General features: G+C 47.4%; 15 protein-coding genes. 6 read left to right on the top strand and 9 right to left on the bottom strand.

Annotation, left to right across the window (positions count from 1 at the left end):
- The first annotated feature begins 77 nt into the window (after positions 1-77).
- On the top strand, positions 78-404 hold the full coding sequence (locus tag QUA04_RS07615; protein WP_333191642.1) for an MgPME-cyclase complex family protein: 327 nt from the start codon (positions 78-80) through the stop codon (positions 402-404).
- Positions 401-1138, top strand: coding sequence for a hypothetical protein (locus QUA04_RS07610; RefSeq protein ID WP_333255348.1), 738 nt, complete (start codon positions 401-403; stop codon positions 1136-1138). Before QUA04_RS07615 ends, QUA04_RS07610 begins: the two co-directional genes overlap by 4 nt.
- Positions 1139-1219: 81 nt before the next feature.
- Here QUA04_RS07610 and QUA04_RS07605 read toward each other — a convergent pair whose 3' ends face one another.
- The 3 genes from QUA04_RS07605 to QUA04_RS07595 form a co-directional block, all read right to left on the bottom strand.
- On the bottom strand, positions 1220-3316 hold the full coding sequence (locus QUA04_RS07605) for a tetratricopeptide repeat protein (protein WP_333255346.1): 2097 nt from the start codon (positions 3314-3316) through the stop codon (positions 1220-1222).
- Positions 3317-3393: 77 nt separating this feature from the next.
- Positions 3394-3657 (bottom strand): hypothetical protein, encoded by a 264-nt coding sequence (locus QUA04_RS07600; protein WP_333255344.1) that lies wholly within the window; start codon positions 3655-3657, stop codon positions 3394-3396.
- Positions 3658-3773: 116 nt separating this feature from the next.
- Entirely contained in the window at positions 3774-4715 is a 942-nt protein-coding gene (locus QUA04_RS07595; protein ID WP_333255341.1) for an NAD-dependent epimerase/dehydratase family protein, read from the bottom strand.
- 393 nt (positions 4716-5108) lie between these two features.
- Between QUA04_RS07595 and dnaG the strand changes: the two genes are divergently transcribed.
- On the top strand, positions 5109-7130 hold the full coding sequence (dnaG, locus tag QUA04_RS07590) for a DNA primase (RefSeq protein ID WP_333255339.1): 2022 nt from the start codon (positions 5109-5111) through the stop codon (positions 7128-7130).
- Positions 7131-7450: 320 nt separating this feature from the next.
- Here dnaG and QUA04_RS07585 read toward each other — a convergent pair whose 3' ends face one another.
- Positions 7451-7966 (bottom strand): pentapeptide repeat-containing protein, encoded by a 516-nt coding sequence (locus tag QUA04_RS07585; RefSeq protein WP_333044350.1) that lies wholly within the window; start codon positions 7964-7966, stop codon positions 7451-7453.
- 14 nt (positions 7967-7980) lie between these two features.
- On the opposite strand from QUA04_RS07585, the gene QUA04_RS07580 reads away from it, so the two are divergent.
- Complete coding sequence (locus QUA04_RS07580; RefSeq protein WP_333255337.1) at positions 7981-8574, top strand: YraN family protein; 594 nt, start codon at positions 7981-7983, stop codon at positions 8572-8574.
- 202 nt (positions 8575-8776) lie between these two features.
- On the opposite strand, the gene QUA04_RS07575 is transcribed toward QUA04_RS07580, so the two are convergent.
- Complete coding sequence (locus tag QUA04_RS07575) at positions 8777-9166, bottom strand: hypothetical protein (protein WP_006632408.1); 390 nt, start codon at positions 9164-9166, stop codon at positions 8777-8779.
- Positions 9167-9323: 157 nt separating this feature from the next.
- Here QUA04_RS07575 and queA point away from each other — a divergent pair, with 157 nt between their 5' ends.
- Positions 9324-10463 (top strand): tRNA preQ1(34) S-adenosylmethionine ribosyltransferase-isomerase QueA, encoded by a 1140-nt coding sequence (gene queA / locus QUA04_RS07570; RefSeq protein WP_333255335.1) that lies wholly within the window; start codon positions 9324-9326, stop codon positions 10461-10463.
- A 42-nt stretch (positions 10464-10505) separates the two neighbouring features.
- Here queA and rpmF read toward each other — a convergent pair whose 3' ends face one another.
- Complete coding sequence (gene rpmF / locus QUA04_RS07565) at positions 10506-10679, bottom strand: 50S ribosomal protein L32 (RefSeq protein WP_006632406.1); 174 nt, start codon at positions 10677-10679, stop codon at positions 10506-10508.
- A 180-nt stretch (positions 10680-10859) separates the two neighbouring features.
- Positions 10860-11336: a TM2 domain-containing protein gene (locus QUA04_RS07560; protein WP_333255333.1), complete on the bottom strand. Its 477-nt coding sequence runs from the start codon at positions 11334-11336 to the stop codon at positions 10860-10862.
- 391 nt (positions 11337-11727) lie between these two features.
- Here QUA04_RS07560 and acsF point away from each other — a divergent pair, with 391 nt between their 5' ends.
- Positions 11728-12804 (top strand): magnesium-protoporphyrin IX monomethyl ester (oxidative) cyclase, encoded by a 1077-nt coding sequence (acsF, locus tag QUA04_RS07555; protein WP_190738830.1) that lies wholly within the window; start codon positions 11728-11730, stop codon positions 12802-12804.
- A gap of 142 nt (positions 12805-12946) precedes the next feature.
- On the opposite strand, the gene QUA04_RS07550 is transcribed toward acsF, so the two are convergent.
- Positions 12947-17218 carry a tetratricopeptide repeat protein gene (locus QUA04_RS07550; protein WP_333255331.1) on the bottom strand — a complete coding sequence of 1424 codons (4272 nt, stop codon included), beginning with the start codon at positions 17216-17218 and terminating at the stop codon, positions 12947-12949.
- Between the two features lie 97 nt (positions 17219-17315).
- A complete protein-coding gene (locus QUA04_RS07545; protein WP_333255329.1) occupies positions 17316-20618 on the bottom strand; it encodes a tetratricopeptide repeat protein in 3303 nt (1100 codons plus the stop codon).
- Between the last annotated feature and the right edge of the window lie 31 nt (positions 20619-20649).

Below are 20649 nucleotides of genomic sequence, written 5' to 3'. Positions count from 1 at the left end.
ACCCGCCCCTGACCAGCAAAACTGGTCGATACAGGCGGCATTAACCGCGAACCCTCAACCTCTAACAACCGAGAAAAATGCAAACCTACTACTACGTTTTAGCCAGCCAACGCTTTTTACTAGAAGAAGAAGCCCTAGATGAAGTGTTTAAAGAAAGAACTCGCAACTACAACGAACAAGAAAAAGAAATAGACTTCTGGTTGGTCAAACAGCCCGCTTTCCTAGAAGCACCGACAATGGCAGAAGTTAAAGCAAAATGCCCTCAGCCAGCCGCGGCTATTATTTCCACCGATCCTGTCTTCATCACTTGGTTGAAACTGCGATTAGAATATGTACTGACAGGTGAATTTCAAGCACCCTCACCAACTATTCCCGATGCCCTCGCCTCCCTACAGACAGCATGAAAAAAGTAGCCAAATATCCGACGAAACAACTAACAACTATTAGGGGTAAATTGTACAAATTTATTTTGTCTCTCCCCCTATTTTCTGCTACTTCGATCGCCCTTTTAGTCGTGACAATTTTATCGAGTTCTGTTAAAGCTCAGTCGAGCTGCCAACCGCCACAGTCCGATGAATATCTACTGTTAATTGTCACCAGAACACCCGAACAGCAAGAAAGAGCAAAACGCTCTTTCCCGGGAAATACTAACAACACAGTTTGTCGGTACATCAATGACACGGTGACGCGAGTTGGTGGCTTTCGGGACTCGCAAATCGCCAGCGATTGGGTTAAATACATCGAAGATGTTGTCGGATTGCAAGCTTACGTAGTACGATCGCCCGCAGCGGCACTACCCCAAAATTTGCCAGTCTACAACCCTCACCCAGCACCAGGTTCTGAACCAATCACCAATCCTTCAACGGGCAATCTTGCCTTCAATCCCCAACCCCTGGGCCCTGGTTATGCAGTGTTAGTAGATTACTTCAACCAACCGGAATTAGCCGCCCAAGTCAGGGAAGCATTAGGCACGCAAGTAGGCTTAGCTTCCTACGGCCAGCGTCCCTTTTTATTCGTCGCTTATACAACGGATCAAAACGCCGCTACTGCTGCCGTAAAAGCATTGAGCGATCGAGGTTTTTGGCCGATGTTAGTAGACAGCCGACGAGTTACCGTAATTGCTCCCGCTGTTCGCTAAAAGATAATCTACTCCCACGATCGTTCGGATCGTGAAATAACTACTACACCCAAAGTTCTAGCAGAGGGGGACTAATAACAATTATTGTTGTTGTTGGGATTCTAGCGGGCTGCTTCCTAGCTGACTTTCTGCCCGCTTTTTTGCTTCCATTGCCGCTCCGTAATCGGGTTTGTAGCGAATTGCTTTGTCATAAGAGGCGATCGCATCTTCGTATCTTTTTACCGCTACCAGTGCATTGCCGCGGCTGTACCAGGCTTCCGAGTAGTCCGGCTTGACATAGACAGCTTCATTGTAAGAGACTAGCGCATCTTCGTACCGCTTTAAATTGTACTGAGCATTTCCTCTATTGTACCACGCTTGATCTTCTTTCGGGTTTAAATCTAAGGCTCTGCTGTAACACTCAATTGCTTGTTCGTACCTGCGTAATTCGTGGTAAGACCAGCCTAAATTATACCACGCTTGATAATAATCAGGTTTTAATTTAACAGCTTTTTCGTAAGCTTCTACCGCTTCTTCATGCCTCCGCATTTTCAGCAAAGCGATGCCTTTACTGTACCACCCTTGATAAAAATTTGGCTGAAACCGCACGGCTTTTTCGTAGGCTTCAAAAGCTTCTTGATTTTTGTTAACTTCTAGGAAAACATTGCCTACATTGTACCAAGCTTCATAATTATCGAATTTGATTTCAACTGCTTTTTGATAGGATTCTACGGCTCGATCGTACTGTTTTAATTTTTGGTAAGCTTGTCCCCGATTGTACCAGGCACGGTACAAATTTGGCTGAAATTGTACCGCTTTTTCGTAGGAGGCGATCGCCTCTTCGTACCGCTGCGAATCTAACAGAGTATCGCCTCTGCCTTCCCACGCTGCCGCATAGTCGGGCTGGATTTTCAAAGCGTTATCAAAAGATGCGATCGCCTCTTGAGACTCTTGCAACTTCTCCAAAGCATAACCGCGTCCCGTCCAAGCTTCCAAGTATTCCGGCTTTAATTCTATGGCTTTATCATAAGCTGACTGCGATTCTCGATATTTTTTCAATTCATATAAAGTTTTGGCTTTTTCCTGCCAAACTTCCGCGTAGTCCGGCCTGAGATTTATTGCTCGCTCGTAAGCTGCCAGAGCTTCTTCAAATCGGCTTAAATTATAAAGAGTATTACCTCGGTTGTACAGGTCAGTTGCATTTGCCGCATTAAAAGTATTTACACCATAAATTGATGCTATAATACTGATGCCAATTAAACTGGCGAGCGACAATATTTTAAAATACAGTTTTTTTCGGGATTTGAGCGACCCTTTCGCAGCAGCAACCCGAGGCAATACAGGAACTGTACCGCTGAAAGAATTTTTCAATTCTTTAATAGCTTGCAGCGTTTCGCCTGCACTAGAATAACGTTGGCGAAAATCGTACTTTACCATCTTATCTAAAATCTTCGCAAATTCAGGACTGACTGATGTTTTATCCTGCCAAATAATTTCCTCTGTATCGGGGTTTTTTGGCATTTGGTGAGGATTTATGCCAGTGAGGAACTGAATTGCGATCGCACCTGCGGCATAGATATCGCTGCTGAGTTTCGGGTTGCCGTGAGCTTGTTCGCTGGGCATATAACCGGGAGTACCGATGCTGACACTCAAGCTATTCTTGGGCTGAGGATTGGTGATTTGAGTAGTAATTTCTTTGACTGCGCCGAAGTCAATTAAAACTAATTTTCCGTCTCGATCTCGGCGGAGAATATTGCGGGGATTGACATCGCGGTGAATCACCTTTTGCTGGTGTACAAAGTCTAAAATTTCGAGAATTTCCTGCAATATACAAATGACAGCATCTTCCTGCATGACTCCCGCAGTTCCCGGAGCGGCTGGCGTAATTTCTTGACTTAAATCGTGGCCTTCTATAAATTCTTGAACGAGATAAAACTCTTGATTTTCTTCAAAGTAAGCAAAAAGTCGGGGAATGCGATCGTGATTTCCCAACTTGTACAAAACTTGTGCTTCGGTATCAAACAAACGTCTAGCTACCTGTAGAGTTTCGGGATCTGTTGCTTGAGGCTTAAGCTGCTTGACGACGCAGAGGTGATTGCCTGGTAGCTGCTTATCTTCAGCTAAATAAGTTTGAGCAAATCCGCCGCCTCCCAAGTGACGGATAATACTGTAGCGACTGCTGAGTGTGATTCCAAGCATGAGATTTACCTAATATTCCTAGTCTTTTGAAGAATTAGCTTCCCACCAAGATGTCAAATCTTCCGCCTTAGAAAAATCTAACATGGCTTATCTAAATTTTTTAATTGGTCGAGCGACAACTGGGGAGTCCGGATTTCAATAAAATAAATTACAGGTGGGAATCCCTTGTGCAATTCTTCAATCATTAATTTAGTTACATCAGTTGTTGCTGTATTGTACAAAGCTAGCTTGCTCAAGGTCGGCCGATTGAGAACTGGGATTTCAATAATTACAGACTTGTCGTTTTTGAGTTTTGCTATAACCTCTAAGTAGCTATCTTTGGCTACGATGTAATGTCGCATTGCGAACTTTACTGTGACAGTCTGTTTGCTTTCTTTCTTGTTCCCTCCCCTTACTAAGGGGAGGGTTAGGGTGGGGTTCTAGATTTTTTCGGGCATTGGGACGCTCCCACTCTAACTTAACTTTGAACGGATTTCAAAATCTCGTCATCGACTGAAAAATCTATCTCAGCTTTGTCCCGTCCCGAAACTACATAATCATTCTGAAAAGAATCTTTCAATCCAGAAACTAAGTCAAATTCCGGCTGCCAGTTAAGATCGGTGACAGCTTTATTAACTGAAGCAAAAAAGTGCTGCAATCGCATCGGAAAAGCTTTCTTTTTGCCGAAGTCAAATTGTTTCGGATCATAGTGTACAATCTTAATAGCATCAGGGGATTTGCCTGCTGCTTGAATGCAGGCGCGTGCTAAACCGTCAAAGGTGACAAATCGATCGCCCGAAACGTTGTAAATTTGCCCGATCGCCCTTTCGTTCCCCAAAACCGCCGCCATTGCTTTAGCCAAATCCTGACAATGCCCCAACTGCGTGAAGTGCATTCCGTTACCGGGAATCGGAATCGGTCGATCGCGCACAATGCGATCGAAAAACCAAGCCTCTAAATCGTTATAATTTTGGGGGCCGTAAATGTAAGTCGGGCGAATCGAAGTCCAAGGCAAACCCGATGTGGCCAAGTAATTTTCGGTTTCGCATTTACCCAAATGCCGGCTTTTAGGATCAGTAGCGTCCCCTTCCATATGAGGCATTTGATCTGACTTCAAATAAACCCCCGCAGAGCTCATGTAAACAAAGTGCTGCACCCGCCCTTTAAATATTTCAGCTAAAGGCTTTGTATCGCTGAGTTCGCGGCCGTTGTTGTCAAAAACCGCGTCAAACTCGACCGTCGATAACTTTTCTTTCAATTGTTCGACATTTGTGCGATCGCCCTGAATCTGTTTCACGCCCGAAACCGGTGCAGGCTTGTTGCCTCGGTTAAACAACACCACTTCATGTCCTTGTGCTGCTAAAATCTTAGTAAGATAAACCCCGATAAACCGAGTACCGCCCATCATTAAAATTCGCATTATTTTCGATGCTCCTTACAGTTAGTGTAAACATCTTACAATAAAGTTATGCCTTACGGAGAAACCATTTTTTTTTAAAAAACACATATTAACAGCGATCCGCCCTGGTACGAAAAACCGGAACGCTTGAGTTTTTATGTGCAAGTCCTAAATGTCATTTTTGTGCTTTAATAAAGTGGGATCGCTCAAAATAAACATAGAGCCATCCCTAAGATGATTAACACTTTCTCACTGGTTAAAACCCTGGCTTTTCTTCCTTATTCCTTCTGTTTCCCAGATCGCAAAGCTGAAGGATATTCATCCTTCATCCTTCATCCTTCTTCCTGACATCCGTTACATAATCCGTTGCCGAACTTCCTTCCGCTATACTTTCAATTTGCCTAAAATAGCCCTATGCAAGTTCCCCGGCTGCATCCAGAAACAATCGAAGAAGTCAAACAAAGAGCCGACATAGTAGACGTTATTTCCGGTCGCGTCGTGTTGCGAAAACGCGGGAAAGAATTCGTAGGTTTGTGTCCCTTTCACGACGAAAAATCTCCCAGCTTTACTGTCAGTCCCGGCAAACAAATGTATTATTGTTTCGGCTGCGGTGCAGGTGGCAATGCTTTTAAGTTTCTCATGGAATTGGAGAAACGCCCTTTCAGCGAAGTAGTATTAGAATTAGCTAAAAATTATCAAGTCCCCGTCAAAACAGTCGAACCAGAACACCGACAAGAATTGCAGCGGCAAATTTCTCTGCGGGAACAACTCTATGAAATCTCAGCACTAACAGCCAACTTTTACGAACACGCTTTGCGACAAACCCAAGGAGAAGAACCCTTAGCATATCTCAAATCAGAGCGCCAGCTCAGCGAAGAAACTATCCAACAATTTCAATTAGGTTATGCACCCCAAGGTTGGGAAGCACTTTACAGTTATTTAGTAGAACAGAAAAACTATCCGGCGCCATTAGTAGAACAAGCTGGATTAATTGTACCCCGAAAAAATGGCGGCAGCGGTTATTACGATCGCTTCCGCAATCGCATTATGATTCCTATTCGCGACACCCAAGGCAGAGTCATCGGTTTCGGCGGCAGAGCTCTCGGCGACGAACAGCCGAAATACCTCAATTCTCCCGAAACAGAACTCTTCGATAAAGGCAAAACTTTATTCGCCTTAGATACGGCGAAAACAGCCATTAGCAAAGCCGATCGAGCAGTGGTTGTAGAGGGGTATTTTGACGCGATCGCACTTCACGCCGCCGGCATCTCCAACGCCGTCGCTTCCCTCGGCACAGCCTTAAGTTTAAACCAAGTGCGGCAGTTATTACGCTACACTGACTCCAAACAAATTATCCTCAACTTCGACGCCGACAAAGCAGGAACTCAAGCAGCAGAACGCGCTATTGGAGAAATAGAAAAACTCGCTTATCAAGGAGAAGTGCAACTGCGGGTGCTCAACATTCCCGACGGCAAAGATGCCGACGAATACCTCAAAACATACTCCCCAGAACAATATCAAGAATTGCTGGAAAATGCTCCCTTGTGGCTCGACTGGCAACTGCAACAAATGCTCGTCAATCAAGATTTGAAGCAAGCCGATAGTTCCCAGCAAGTGACAAAAAAAATTATTAATTTATTAACGAACATCACTGACGACAATCAGTTAGCACATTACCTGCAAAAGTGCGCCGAAATTCTCAGCAAAGGAGATTTTAGGCTCACCAAAATGCTCGCTGAAAACTTGCTCAATCAAGTAGTCAGCGATTGGGCAAAGCGGCAGAGTCAAGACGAATCTTTGACAATGCCCCTGTTAATTAGAAACAAGCTGAAGCCGAACAAACAATATAAAAAGCAGCGTGCCAGTGGCGGCGAAAACAAAAGCTCAACATCAAGCTTATCTGCCGTAGCCCGAAGTCTTTTAGAAGAAGCAGAAGCGCAATTATTGCAGATTTATTTGCACTGTCCCGAATACCGCCAAGATGTCAGAGAAGCAATAGAAGCTAGAGACGTGCAGTTTAGCCTTTCTCACCACAGATTTTTGTGGCACCAGATTGTGAATGCTGAAATATTGCACAAAATGTCTTTACAAGTAGCGCCTTCAGAGTTAATATTGAAACTGCAAGATAGCTTCATTGAATATCCAAATCAACTCAATCAAATATCGCATTTATTTCACTTAAACGAGTTCTCAGAAAGAAACGTTTATCGCGCCCCTTTAGTAATTAGATCTGCCCTCGCCTGTATCGAGCAAATTATCAGCATGAAGCGCCGCCGAATTGCACTCAATATGTGGGAAAAAGCCAAGACCGCTAGCAGGGGCGAAGAGGCTATAGAATATCACCAACTATTCTGTGCCGAACAAGAATGGCTCAAGGAATTAGAGCGGCTGCGTCAAGTTAATTTTTACGATTTAACATCCGTACCTTGGGGCTAATACCAGGGGTGTTTCATTCTCTGGTAGGGCCAATCCCCCCGTGGTTGCCCCGATATCTGAAACCCGCACCCGCTCGTCTATGGGGTGGGCGCGCATTCTTGGCACCGCCCCTACAAAACCCTGGTTTTTCTGAGAATGAAACAGCCCTGACGGTAATACCCTTTTAGATTTTAGATTTTAGATTTTAGATTGGGGATGACTCGTTCGATATAGGTTTGAAGCTTACCAGCAGTTACATTTTTTCAACTGATATAAGTAATAAAGTCCTTACTACAAACGAATTTGTAGTAAGGAATAAATTCTTTTATTCAACGAGCCTTTTAATAATCGCAAAAAAGAGTTTCGCGAGTATCTCTACCCGTCACGGGATTAGTACCTTTTGCCACTTTACAAAGTTTTTCTATCATATCGTCTCGCAACAGTGTCTCTGTAAAATCAGCACCGTCAATGACAGCTCCTTCGAGTCTGGTATTGTAAGCGAAAGCACCCTCCAGGATAGCATTAGTTAAATTTGCTTTCATCATGCGAGCTAAATCTAAAGTCGCACCCGTGAAATTCGCGCCTTCTAAATTTGCCTCTTCCATATTGGCAGCAAAAAAGCTGACGCCCCGCAAATCTGCATTAGTAAAATTGCTATTGCGAAGATTGGCTTTATTAAAGCTGTCGTCAGTCAGAACTTGGCCAGTAAAATCAGCGCCGACTAGGATTTCTTTGTCGTGATCCAAAGCGAAAGCAGGTGCGGGATTAATGCCGATCGCCCCAGCGGCAATTACTGCTAAAATAACAAAACTCAGCAAGAAAGTATAAATATGTTGGCGAATTCGAGAAATCATCATACAAGTTCAAGCTAATGGGCAGTCGTGACAGTTCAGAATTGAATTCTACCAGAAAGAGCGTCAAGCGTAGCTATCCCGTAGGGAATCGCCCGTTAGCGACGGCTGACTCCAATTCCCCCCAATCCCCAAACTCTCGGGATATCGGCACATTGGGAGAAAACTTAGTCGCCGAGTGGTTGCAGCAGCAAGGCTGGGAAATCCTGCACCGCCAGTGGCACTGTCGCTGGGGAGAGATTGACATCATCGCACTCGGAAGAGATGAAGAAAGCGCAAAAAACCGATTTCTTCCCAATCAGCAATCCCCAACATTAGCATTTGTAGAGGTAAAAACTCGCCGCCGGGGAAATTGGGATGCTGGTGGAATGCTAGCTGTTACTACCACAAAACAAGCCAAACTTTGGCAAACAGCCGAAATATTTTTAAGCACTCATCCTGATTTAGCAAATAATTATTGTCGCTTTGATGTCGCTTTAGTAAGGTGCGAACCTTCACAACAAAACACTAAGCAAATATTACCACCATTAACAGCAGCAAACTCTCAATTCACCATTGCAGAAAACTACCGCCTTACCCTGCAAGAATACATTCGCTCGGCTTTTAGCAATTAAAAATAAATATCTAATTAAAAATTAGAGGGTAAAATCACAAAGCAATGCCAGTAGGTAATTTTTAATTATTAATTTCCCTAAGCTGTCGCGCCTTTCTCTCTTAATCTTTAACGGAGGTGAAAAAAGCGTTAAATCTTCTTCCTCTCTTCCTTTCACTTCTTCTCCCGCTCTGCGATAACAGCTAGTTTATATGAGTAGCAGTCTAGGCGAGAGTTTCCGGGCAATATCCCAGACCCTTGACAAATTGCTGGCGAAACGCTTCAATTTCTTTGCGGTCAGGGCTGCCGTGACAAACGACTGCCACCTGGTAGCGGCGCATCACGCTCAGTGGGGACTGTCCCGTTTCCAAACTCCAAAGCGCCATTTGCAAGCGAATTTCAGGATCGTAAGGAATCCCGAGTTCGTTCATAAAAGCCCGAAAGTCCCCGTGCATTTCTGGAGTTAAATATTGGCTCATTTTCACCTTCACCACCCAGCCGTCTATTTGGTGAATAACAGTGATAAATTGCAAGGGAAGATGATGAGCCGTGCGTAGGTAATCCACGACTCTCAGAGTAAGGCTAGTATTGGCGATGTAGTAGAGGTATTCCATAACGATCCTTATGAGCCTTATGAGCAAAGCTGATGCTATACCTCTATCGTCGCGGACTCTACCCGCCACCACAAGGGGAAAAGCACCCGACTTTGGATGGGGGTTTTTACCCAATTTGTTACCTAGTTGACAGATCGATCGCACAGGAATTCACTCGATGACAGAGATGGACTGGTCTTTGGACGGCTACGACTACGAACTTCCGCCCTCGCGCATTGCCCAAAATCCCGTAGTGCCGAGGGACAGTTCTCGCTTGCTGGCTGTAGATTCTCCCAGCAGCCACCAACACCGGATTTTTAGGGATTTACCCGATTTGCTGCAACCAGGCGACTTGCTGGTACTCAACAACACCCGCGTGCTGCCAGCGAGGCTCTACGGGCACAAACCCAACGGCCCGGCTGTGGAGATATTGTTGATGGAAGAACGGCAGCACAACTGTTGGCTGGCTTTGGTTAAACCGGGGAAACGCTTAAAGTTGGGAGCAAAAATTGAATTTGATCCCATCGCCCCTGCCTGTGAGGACTCGACCACAGCTCCTTGCTGTTGCCTTCCCGATGCCACGATGCCCGATCGTCGTCGATTGACTGCGACAGTTATAGAGAGGGACGACGCAACAGGGGGACGGCTGCTGGAGTTTGACATCCCCACAGATGAGAATCTGGTGAAGTTTTTGGACGAATACGGCCACGTACCTCTGCCGCCCTACATCGAAAATTCCCAAGCTTCAGCCGAACAGTACCAGACTGTTTATGCCGATCGGCTTGGGGCGGTGGCTGCCCCCACAGCAGGCCTGCACTTCACCGAAGAATTGTTCAGCCGCTTGGAACAGCGGGGAATAGAAAAAACTTTTGTCACCTTACACGTCGGAGTAGGCACGTTTCGCCCGGTGGAGGTGACAGACGTGACGGCTCACAAAATGCACGGCGAATGGGTGGAAGTACCCGCCGCCACCGTCGAGAAAATCCGCGAAACTAAAGCCAGAGGCGGGCGGATCATTGCCGTGGGTACAACAGCAGTGCGAGCTTTAGAGGGAGCTGCCGCCGCGAGTGGCGATTTTTCCTTGCAACCTTTTTGCGGCCCGACCAATTTGTTTATCTACCCTGGTTACAAGTGGCGGGTTGTAGAGGGGATGATTACCAATTTTCACTTGCCCCGCTCTACTTTGATGATGATGGTAAGTGCGATGATTGGAAGGCCTCGGCTGTTGGATTTGTACCGAGAAGCGATCGAGCAACAGTACCGCTTTTATTCCTTTGGCGATGCCATGCTGATTTTACCAACAGCAAAAAAGGATTGATCGATCGGGCATCGGGTTCGCCCCATGCCCGGTATTGCGTTTCTATTCTTCCTCCTCTTCTTCATTGCCGGGATACACGAAGCTGTTGGAACGCCCAGTCAGAACAGATTTGCCCAGAGACAGAGCTTTCTGAGCTGCCACTACAGCTTTGCGCTTCCATGTGGCCTTACGCATATTCTTCTTGGATTTGGAGGTTTTCTTCTTAGGGACTGCCATGACGCTAAATACTTTCTGCTTGCTTATATAGACAAACAAACATTCTAGCCGATTTTGCCGGCAATGCTTACTCGAAAAACGGCAACAACTGCTCGGTCAGCAATATTAAATAGTAGGGTGCGTCAGCGATTAGCTTCTGGAAAAATAGACAAAATCCCCTAGGGGACGCACCCGCAGCAGCTAAAGTTCGTGAAAGTGGTAGATCACGACGCCAGTTACGGCATCGTTCTCGATACTCACATAACCCGTTTTGAGCATTGCTGTGAAAGCCTCTTCCACTTCGGCAAAAGTAGCGCCGGTTGCCATCACCCCTTGGGTGACAGATAATCTTCCGTTCTTGGTATAAGCTGCCTTCAGGAGTTTAACCCCTAACTGGTCTGGAGTTGGCTTGGGGTATGTCGCGGCGATCGCCCCGCTGCTGGGATATAGCGGTATACCTTCGGGAGATACGCCGAGTTTGCCCCTGAGACTGGCATTGTGTTCGTCCACCATGTTCGGCAGCAGCAGCAAGTCAAACAATTGCCCAAACCCAAACAAACCAAAGGTAAACAGCCACAGCAAACCACTACCAATCTTGCCATTGTAGAGGCGGTGGAGTCCGAAGGGGCCGAAAAAACAAGCTGCCCATAAAAGGTAACTAACACCTAAATTGCTCATTTTATGCCCGTCCTGCCTGGTTATTCTAAGAATTGGAGTCCCTCTATACATTTTGTACTTTCTATCTGGTGTTTAAACAGCTTGACATGGGAATTTATTTGTGTGGTAGCCTAAGAAACTGACAAAAGGCAGAATTTGGTTTCCCAATACCTTGTCTGGAAGCCCATGAGTAATTTTGCGTAGCAATTCTTAACGCCAGCAACATATTTGCGCGGGCGAGAGCTTGGTAAACTGGAGGGCGTGGAAATTACAGCAGCTTAGACCTGGATTCCACACGGAGCGCCAAACCAAGCGCGCCGCCCGCGCTGGCCGGAAATACACGAGCGCGATCGCCCGCAGTACCCGACAATGGAAACAAGCGAGTAGTTATAAGCAGAAATCCAATAAAAATATGGTAGATTCCCTCAAAAAACCCACTTTTGAAGAACTGCGGCCGGGAGTGAAAGCCCCAGCCAAAGAAACTATTCTCACGCCGAGATTTTACACAACAGACTTTGACGAGATGGCCAAAATGGACATCTCGGTAAATGAAGCCGAACTAGAAGCAATTATCCAAGAGTTCCGCGTTGACTACAACAAAAACCACTTTGTGCGGGATGAGGAGTTCGCTCAATCTTGGGATCACATTGACGGCGAAAAACGCCAGTTGTTCATTGAGTTTCTAGAACGTTCATGCACCGCTGAGTTTTCTGGGTTCTTGCTTTACAAAGAATTGGGACGCAGGCTCAAAGACAAAAATCCAGTGCTCGCCGAGGGTTTCAACCTGATGTCGCGGGACGAAGCGCGGCACGCCGGATTCCTCAACAAAGCCCTGTCCGACTTTAATTTGTCCCTGGATTTGGGTTTCTTGACAAAAAGCCGCAGTTACACATTCTTTAAGCCGAAGTTTATTTTCTACGCGACTTACTTGTCGGAAAAAATCGGTTATTGGCGCTACATCACGATTTACCAGCACTTAAAAGCGCATCCTGAAGACCAGATTTATCCGATTTTCCGATTCTTTGAAAATTGGTGTCAGGATGAAAACCGCCACGGAGATTTCTTTGATGCGGTGATGAGAGCTCAGCCTCAGATGTTGAATGATTGGCGCGCTAAGCTTTGGTGCCGTTTCTTCTTGCTGTCAGTGTTCGCGACAATGTATCTCAATGATATCCAGCGCGCAGGTTTTTATCGATCGCTCGGTCTCGATGCTCGCGAATACGACATCGAAGTGATTAAAAAGACCAACGAAACAGCAGGCCGCGTATTCCCCGTGATGCTGGACGTGAACAACCCAGAATTTTATGAACGGCTGGATATTTGCCTCAAAAACAATCAGCAGTTGACTGCAATTGTTGCTTCTAATACTCCGAAATTCTTGCAGTTCTTCCAAAAATTGCCTTTGTATCTGTCGAACGGCTGGCAATTAGTGAAGCTGTACTTCATGAAAACAATTGAATCACCTTCAGTACAGGGCGCTGTGCGTTAAGTTTTGATTTTTCATCCTCTGTGACGGCGGTTCTGCGACAAGCGGAGCCGCTTTTCTTTGCTATCCAGATTCACCGCAAAAAGTTCTCGCCAGACTTACACTCGCCCGGAATGGGAATTAATGCTGTTTTTTTTCATAAAATTTATCGCCATTCCCCCTGAAGCGTAAAAGCCGCCCAATAATAAGGAGAACGCCACTCTTCCTGCTTCAACATTTCCAGTTGCGCCGCCCTTAAAGCCGCCGCTGGCGTTAACCCTTTTTGCAGCATTCCCTGATAGAAACTCGACATTAACGTAGCCGTTCCTTCATCGTCCACACTCCACAAACTCACCACCACTCGCTGAGCCCCTGCATACATAAATCCCCGTGTCAATCCTACCAAGCCCTCGCCTTGAATGTTCTGCCCCATTCCGGTTTGACAGGCACTTAAAACTACTAAATTTGCTGCTAATTTCAAATTGAAAATATCTGTCAACCGCAGGAATCCGTTTAAGGGATTTCCCTTTTCATCTACTAGCGACAAGATGATTCCTGACAGTTCTGGGTGAGCGCTATTGACTAAACCGTGAGTGGCAAAATGAACGATTTTATATTGGCTTAAATTCGGGCTGGTGGCTGTGGCGCGACTGGCTGCAAAATCCAAAGATTCGGTGCTAGAATTGGCGGGGACTAATGCTTGAATGATTTGAGCTTCTTGGCGAGTGAATTTTAAACGGTTCCACTGTACGTTATTGTCGCGACTAGAACGGCTTAAACCGAGATTGACTGATTCTATTGCTTCGCGATTGGTGGTAGTAGCAGGGGTTTTGACTCGTTCATCGTCAGCGCTAAAAACCGGATCGGCGAGAATGGCTAAAGTTCGAGTAGGGGGTTGTCTGTCATTGTAGTTTTGTCTTAAGATTCCCAAGCTGGAAGCAGAAGGCAGCAGCACGATTTCATGGTCTACAATTAAAGGCGGATTCCCATTTTCACCGGATTTTCCGGGGAGGGAAAGGGCCGCAAAGGGGAGGTAATTGAGAACGCCATCGCCAACTATCAGCAGGCGTTTTTGAGCGAGTTGTGCTGCTGCGGGCTGTAAAATAATTTGACTGAGCGCGTTGTTAGCTTGAGCGACTCGATTGCGGATGTCTCGGTAGCGCGGATCGGTCACAGCATCACGGAAATTGCGGGCGACTTTTTCGATGTCCGCAGCTTTGGGCAATTCATAAGTGCTGATACTGGTTTTAGTCACAGCCCAGAGATAGCTGCGCTCTTTCCCTAGAGAATACTGAAGTAAAATTGTATTCTCATCGAGGATTTGTTGTTGAATTTGGGAAAGGGTTAGGGGTTGGGGTTGGGTGAGGGCTGCGTACCGGGGGCTGGTGGTGCGGATTTGGGTTTGAATGTCCTGATATTGTGCGATTAAAGTTTGCCGCTGCTGTTCTAATTCTGCTTCTTGGGCGGGAGTATGATTGGGGCGATTCATAACTTCGATGCGCCGTTTTTCAAGGGCATCGAGTTGCTGTTGTAAATTGCGTTCTTTTTGCAGTAAATCTGGGGCGACACCTTGACGAATATCGGCGTTTGCTTCTTGAAGAAGTTCGAGGAGGCTGCGGGCGCGGGAACGTTCGCTGGCTTCAAAGGCTTTGGTATCGTAACCGGATTGGGGTTGCGTTTTGTGCAGTTGCATTAACAGGTCAATGTAGAACTGGTAATAGTTTTGTACGGTGGCAAAGTATGAGGTGCGGAGTTCTGGGCTGGCAACTTTGGTGCGGAGGCTTTCGATGATTTTGAGGGAGGATTCAATGTTCGTGAGGGCTTCGGTGAGATTGCCGAGATCGCGTTTGGCATAAGCTATGTTGGAAAGGATGACAGCTTCCCCTTGAGCGTCGCCCACAGCCAGACTCAGGGGAAGAGACTGGTTGTAATAATCTAAGGCTTTCTGTTTTTCTCCCAATGCTGCGTAGACACTGCCGATGTTGTTGAGGGTTCTAGCTTCAATAGTGCGATCGCCCACGGCCCGACTCAGGGGAAGGGACTGGTTGTAATAATCTAAGGCTTTCTGTTTTTCTCCCACATCTGAGTAGACTAAGCCGATGTTGTTGAGGGTGGTGGCTTCAATAGTACGATCGCCAACAGTCCGACTCAGGGGAAGAGACTGGTTGTAATAATCTAAGGCTTTCTGTTGTTCTCCCAACTCTGAGTAGACATTGCCGATGTTGTTGAGGGTCCTAGCTTCAATAGTGCGATCGCCCACAGCCCGACTCAGGGGAAGGGACTGGCTGTAATATTCTAGGGCTTTCTGCTTTTCTCCCAAATCTGAGTAGACAGCGCCGATGTTGTTGAGGGTCCTAGCTTCAATAGTGCGATCGCCAACAGTCCGACTCAGGGGAAGAGACTGGTTGTAATAATCTAAGGCTTTCTGTTTTTCTCCCAACTCTGAGTAGACATTGCCGATGTTGTTGAGGGTCGTAGCTTCAATAGTGCGATCGCCCACGGCCCGACTCAGGGGAAGGGACTGGTTGTAATAATCTAAGGCTTTCTGTTTTTCTCCCAATTCTGAGTAGACAGCGCCGATGTTGTTGAGGGTTCTAGCTTCCCCAGCGCGATCGCCTACTGCCCCAAACAGCGGCAGGGACTGGGTGTAATATTGTAGGGCTTTCTGTTTCTCTCCCAATTCTGAGTAGACATTGCCGATGTTGGTGAGGATGGTAGCTTCCCCACCGCGATCGCCCACGGCACGTGTCAGGGGAAGAGACTGGTTGTAATACTCTAGCGCTTTCTGCTTTTCTCCCAAATCTGAGTAGACACTGGCGATGTTGTTGAGGGTGGTAGCTTCCCCACGGCGATCGCCTACTGCCCGACTCAGGGGAAGGGACTGACTGTAATATTCTAGGGCTTTCTGTTTTTCTCCCAAATCTGAGTAGACTATTCCGATGTTGTTGAGAGTAGTAGCTTCCCCACTGCGATCGCCCACGGCACGTGTCAGGGGAAGAGACTGGTTGTAATACTCTAGCGCTTTCTGCTTTTCTCCCAAATCTGAGTAGACTATTCCGATGTTGTTGAGGGTGGTAGCTTCCCCACGGCGATCGCCTACTGCCCGTCTCAGAGGAAGGGACTGACTGAAATACTCTAGCGCTTTCTGCTTTTCTCCCAATTCTGAGTAGACTAAGCCGATGTTGGTGAGGATGGCGGCTTCCCCACTGCGATCGCCCACGGCACGTGTCAGGGGAAGAGACTGGTTGTAATACTCTAGCGCTTTCTGCTTTTCTCCCAAATCTGAGTAGACAGCGCCGATGTTGTTGAGGGTGACAGCTTCCTGTGCGCGATCGCCCACTGCTCGAAACAGGGGCAGGGATTGGTTGTAATATTCTAGGGCTTTCTGTTTTTCTCCCAATGCTGAGTAGACACTGCCGATGCTGGTGAGGGTGATAGCTTCCCCACGGCGATCGCCTACAGCCCGACGCAGGGGAAGCGACTGGCTGTAATACTCTAGCGCTTTCTGCTGTTCTCCCAAATTTGAGTAGACTATTCCGATGTTGTTGAGAGTAGTAGCTTCCCCACTGCGATCGCCTACAGCCCGACGCAGGGAAAGCGACTGGTTGTAATACTCTAGCGCTTTCTGTTTTTCTCCCAATGCTGAGTAGACTCTGCCGATGCTGTTGAGGGTGAAAGCTTCCCCACGGCGATCGCCCGCTTCTCGACTCAGGGGAAGGGACTGGTTGTAATACTCTAGCGCTTTCTGCTGTTCTCCCAAATCTGAGTAGACTCTGCCGATGCTGGTGAGGGTGGTAGCTTCCCCACTGCGATCGCCGACTGCCCGACGCAGGGGAAGCGACTGGCTGTAATACTCTAGCGCTTTCTGCTGTTCTCCCAAATCTGAGTAGACACTGCCGATGTTGGTGAGGGTGACAGCTTCCCCACTGCGATCGCCCGCTTCTCGACTCAGCGGAAGGGACTGGTTGTAATACTCTAGCGCTTTCTGCTTTTCTCCCAAATCTGAGTGGACTTTGCCGATGCTGGTGAGGGTGGTGGCTTCTTTCGCGCGATCGCCGAGAGCCCGTCTCAGAGGAAGGGACTGGCTGTAATATTCTAGGGCTTTCTGTTTTTCTCCCAAATCCGAGTAGACAACGCCGATGTTGTGGAGGGTGGTAGCTTCTCCTGTGCGATCGCCTACTTCTCGATACAGCTTTAATGCTTCTTGATATTTGGCGATCGCTTTTCTTAAAGATTCCGCCGTCCCCTGCTGGTACAGTTGCATCCCTTCTTTAAAGACTCTTTCAGCAGCAGCCGCCGCAGGATTTCCCCCTCCCTGCTGCGATACGCCTTGACTAATTTGAATAACACTGGGTGCCGCTACCGCCGGGACTCCTAGCAAGATAAGAACACTTACAGCAAGTCCGTAACGCCCCCCAACCCAAAGCGTGATATTCATAAATACCTGCTCAAAGAAGACCTTGTTAACCGGTATCATAGTCGATCTAGACGAACTTGGTTCGGGAATTGGTTTCAACCTGTCGGAAAACAGCCATTTACCGCCATTCGCCCTGAAGTGTAAATGCTGCCCAATAATAAGGAGAATGCCACTTTTCCTGCTTCCATAATTCCAATTGTGCGGCTCTTAATGCGGCCGCCGGTGCTAACCCTTTTTGCAGCATTTCCTGATAGAAACTCGACATTAACGTAGCTGTTCCTTCATCGTCCACACTCCACAAACTCACTACAAGTCGCTTCGCGCCAGCATACATAAATCCCCGTGTCAATCCTACCATCCCCTCGCCTTGAACGATCTGCCCCATTCCGGTTTTACAGGCGCTTAAAACTACTAAATCTGCTGCTAATTTGAGATTAAAAATATCCGTTAACCGCAGGAAGCCGTTTAAAGGATTGCCATTTTCATCTACCAGGGACATGACGATTCCTGACAATTCCGGGTGAGCGCTATTGACTAACCCGTGAGTGGCAAAATGAATCAGTTTATATTGACTTAAATTGGAGCTGGTTGCTGTAGCGCGACTGGCTTCAAAATCAAAGAATTGGCTGCGAGAATTAACGGTCACTAACCCTTCAATAATTTGAGCTTCTTGACGAGTGAATTTTAAACGGCTCCAGTTTACATCATTGTCGCGAATAGAGTGGCTTAAACCCAGATTGACGGAATCTATTGCTTGGCGATTTGCAGCAGTCACCGGATGTTTGACTCGTTCATCATCAGCGCTAAAAACTGGATCTGCGAAAATTGCCAAACTCCGACTAGGAGGTTGTCTATCACTGTAATTTTGTCGGATAATTGCTAAGGTGGAAGCTGAAGGAAGGAGGACGATTTCATGGTCTACTATTAAAGGCGGATTCGCATTTTCACCCGATTTGACCGGGAGGGAAAGGGCAGCAAAGGGGAGGTAATTCAAAACGCCATCGCCAACTATGAGCAGGCGCTTTTGACCGAGTTGGGCAGCAACGGGCTGTAAGATGATTTGACTGATAGCATCGTTGGCTTGGGCGATTTGATTGGGGCTGTTTCGGGAAGTTTGATCGGTGACAGCATCGCGGAATTTTCTGGCAGTTTTCTCGATGTCGGCAGCTTTTGGTAATTCATAACTGCTAATGCTGGTTTTGGTGACAGCCCAGAGATAGCTGCGCTCTTTTCCTAAAGAATACTGAAGTAAAATTGTCTGATCATCGAGGATTTGTTGTTGAATTTGTGTAAGGGTTAAAGGCTGGGGTTGGGTGAGGGCGGCGTATCGGGGACTGGTGGTGCGGATTTGGGTTTGAATGTCTTGATATTGAGTGAGTAAAGTTTGGCGCTGTTGTTCTAATTCTGCGTCTTGGGCGGGAGTATGATTGGGGCGACTGAGAACTTCAACTCGGCGTTTTTCAAGGGCATCAAGTTGCTGTTGTAAACTGCGTTCTCGCTGCAATAATTCTGGGGCGACACCTTGGCGAATATCGGCGTTTGCTTCTTGAAGAAGTTCGAGGAGGCTGCGGGCGCGGGAACGTTCGCTGGCTTCAAAGGCTTTGGTATCATAACCAGATTTGGGTTGCGTTTTGTGCAGTTGCATTAACAGGTCAATGTAGAACTGGTAAAAGTCCTGTACGGTGGCAAAGTAAGAGGTGCGGAGTTCAGGGCTGGCAATTTTGGTGCGGAGGCTTTCAATAATTTTGAGGGAGGATTCAATGTCAGTGAGGGCTTCAGTGAGATTGCCTTGAACGCGTTTGGCAGAAGCAATGTTGCCGAGGGTGGTAGCTTCCCCACTGCGATCGCCTACGGCCCGTTTCAGGGGAAGGGTCTGGCTGTAATACTCTAGCGCTTTCTGTTGCTCTCCCAATTCTGAGTAGACTCTACCGATATTATTAAGGGTAGTAGCTTCCCCACTGCGATCGCCCACGGCCCGATTCAGGGGAAGGGACTGGTTGTAATACTCTAGCGCTTTCTGTTTTTCTCCCAAATCATCGTAGACTAAGCCGATGTTGTTGAGGGTGCGAGCTTCCCCACTGCGATCCCCCGCTGCCCGAATCAGGGGAAGGGTCTGGCTGTAATACTCTAGCGCTTTCTGTTGCTCTCCCAATTTTGAGTAGACTCTACCGATGTTATTAAGGGTAGTGGCTTCCCCACTGCGGTCGCCCACGCTTCGAGTCAGGGGCAGGGACTGGTTGTAATACTCTAGCGCTTTTTGTTGCTCTCCCAATGCTGAGTAGACTAAGCCGATGTTGTTGAGGGTGCGAGCTTCCCCACTGCGATTGCCGAGGGTCCGAATCAGGGGAAGGGTCTGGCTGTAATACTCTAGCGCTTTCTGTTGCTCTCCCAATTCTGAGTAAACTAAGCCGATGTTATTAAGGGTAGTGGCTTCCCCACTGCGATCGCCCACGGCCCGATTCAGGGGCAGGGACTGGTTGTAATACTCTAGCGCTTTTTGTTGCTCTCCCAATGCTGAGTAAACTAAGCCGATGTTGTTGAGGGTGCGAGCTTCCCTACTGCGCTCACCGAGGGCCCGAATCAGGGGAAGGGTCTGGCTGTAATACTCTAGCGCTTTCTGTTGCTCTCCCAATGCTGAGTAAACTAAGCCGATGTTATTAAGGGTAGTGGCTTCCCCACTGCGATCGCCCACGGTTCGAGTCAAGGGCAGGGACTGGTTGTAATACTCTAGGGCTTTCTGTTGCTCTCCCAAGTCTGAGTAGACACTGCCGATGCTATTGAGGGTGGTAGCTTCCGCATTGCGATTGCCCACGGTCCGAGTCAGGAGAAGGGACTGGTTGTAATACTCTAGCGCTTTCTGTTTGTCTCCCAAGTCTGAGTAGACTCTGCCGATACCGATGAGGGTGACAGCTTCCCAACGGTGATTGCCGACGACCCGCAACAAGGGAAGGGACTGGTTGTAATACTCTAGGGCTTTCTGTTGCTCTGCCAATAATGAGTAGACAACGCCGATGTTGCTGAGGGTGATAGCTTCCGCATTGCGATCGCCGACGACCCGAATCAGGGGAAGAGACTGGCTGTAATACTCTAGGGCTTTCTGTTTCTCTCCCAAGTCTGAATAGGCTTTGCCGATGTTGTTGAGGATGGCAGCTTCTCCACCGTGATCGCCCGCTTCTCGATATAGATTTAGTGCTTCTTCCCATTTAGCGATCGCTTTTCTTAAAGATTCCGCTGTCCCCTGCTGGTACAGTTGAACCCCTTCTGTAAAGGCTCTTTTAGCAGTAGCCGTTGCCGGGTTTTCCCCGGACTGCTGCGAACCCCCTTGACTAATTTTAATAACACTGGGTACAGCTACCGCCGGGACTCCGAGCAGGATACTCGCACCTACAGCGATCCCAGAAACCCACAGCCTGAGATTCATAAACACGTGCTCAAACAAGACCTGGTTAACC

Source organism: Microcoleus sp. S13_C5 (assembly GCF_036700845.1).
In the GTDB taxonomy this organism is placed as follows: Bacteria; Cyanobacteriota; Cyanobacteriia; order Cyanobacteriales; family Microcoleaceae; genus Microcoleus.
The sequence above is the reverse complement of the archived record's forward strand: the minus strand, read 5'-3'. Positions and strand labels throughout refer to the sequence as shown.

Bases quoted from the DNA above. Each gene is read 5' to 3' on its own strand.
- QUA04_RS07615 (WP_333191642.1), top strand. From the start codon at position 78: ATGCAAACCTACTACTACGTTTTAGCCAGCCAACGCTTTTTACTAGAA.
- QUA04_RS07610 (WP_333255348.1), top strand. From the start codon at position 401: ATGAAAAAAGTAGCCAAATATCCGACGAAACAACTAACAACTATTAGG.
- QUA04_RS07605 (WP_333255346.1), bottom strand. From the start codon at position 3,316: ATGCTTGGAATCACACTCAGCAGTCGCTACAGTATTATCCGTCACTTG.
- QUA04_RS07600 (WP_333255344.1), bottom strand. From the start codon at position 3,657: ATGCGACATTACATCGTAGCCAAAGATAGCTACTTAGAGGTTATAGCA.
- QUA04_RS07595 (WP_333255341.1), bottom strand. From the start codon at position 4,715: ATGCGAATTTTAATGATGGGCGGTACTCGGTTTATCGGGGTTTATCTT.
- dnaG (WP_333255339.1), top strand. From the start codon at position 5,109: ATGCAAGTTCCCCGGCTGCATCCAGAAACAATCGAAGAAGTCAAACAA.
- QUA04_RS07585 (WP_333044350.1), bottom strand. From the start codon at position 7,966: ATGATGATTTCTCGAATTCGCCAACATATTTATACTTTCTTGCTGAGT.
- QUA04_RS07580 (WP_333255337.1), top strand. From the start codon at position 7,981: ATGGGCAGTCGTGACAGTTCAGAATTGAATTCTACCAGAAAGAGCGTC.
- QUA04_RS07575 (WP_006632408.1), bottom strand. From the start codon at position 9,166: ATGGAATACCTCTACTACATCGCCAATACTAGCCTTACTCTGAGAGTC.
- queA (WP_333255335.1), top strand. From the start codon at position 9,324: ATGACAGAGATGGACTGGTCTTTGGACGGCTACGACTACGAACTTCCG.
- rpmF (WP_006632406.1), bottom strand. From the start codon at position 10,679: ATGGCAGTCCCTAAGAAGAAAACCTCCAAATCCAAGAAGAATATGCGT.
- QUA04_RS07560 (WP_333255333.1), bottom strand. From the start codon at position 11,336: ATGAGCAATTTAGGTGTTAGTTACCTTTTATGGGCAGCTTGTTTTTTC.
- acsF (WP_190738830.1), top strand. From the start codon at position 11,728: ATGGTAGATTCCCTCAAAAAACCCACTTTTGAAGAACTGCGGCCGGGA.
- QUA04_RS07550 (WP_333255331.1), bottom strand. From the start codon at position 17,218: ATGAATATCACGCTTTGGGTTGGGGGGCGTTACGGACTTGCTGTAAGT.
- QUA04_RS07545 (WP_333255329.1), bottom strand. From the start codon at position 20,618: ATGAATCTCAGGCTGTGGGTTTCTGGGATCGCTGTAGGTGCGAGTATC.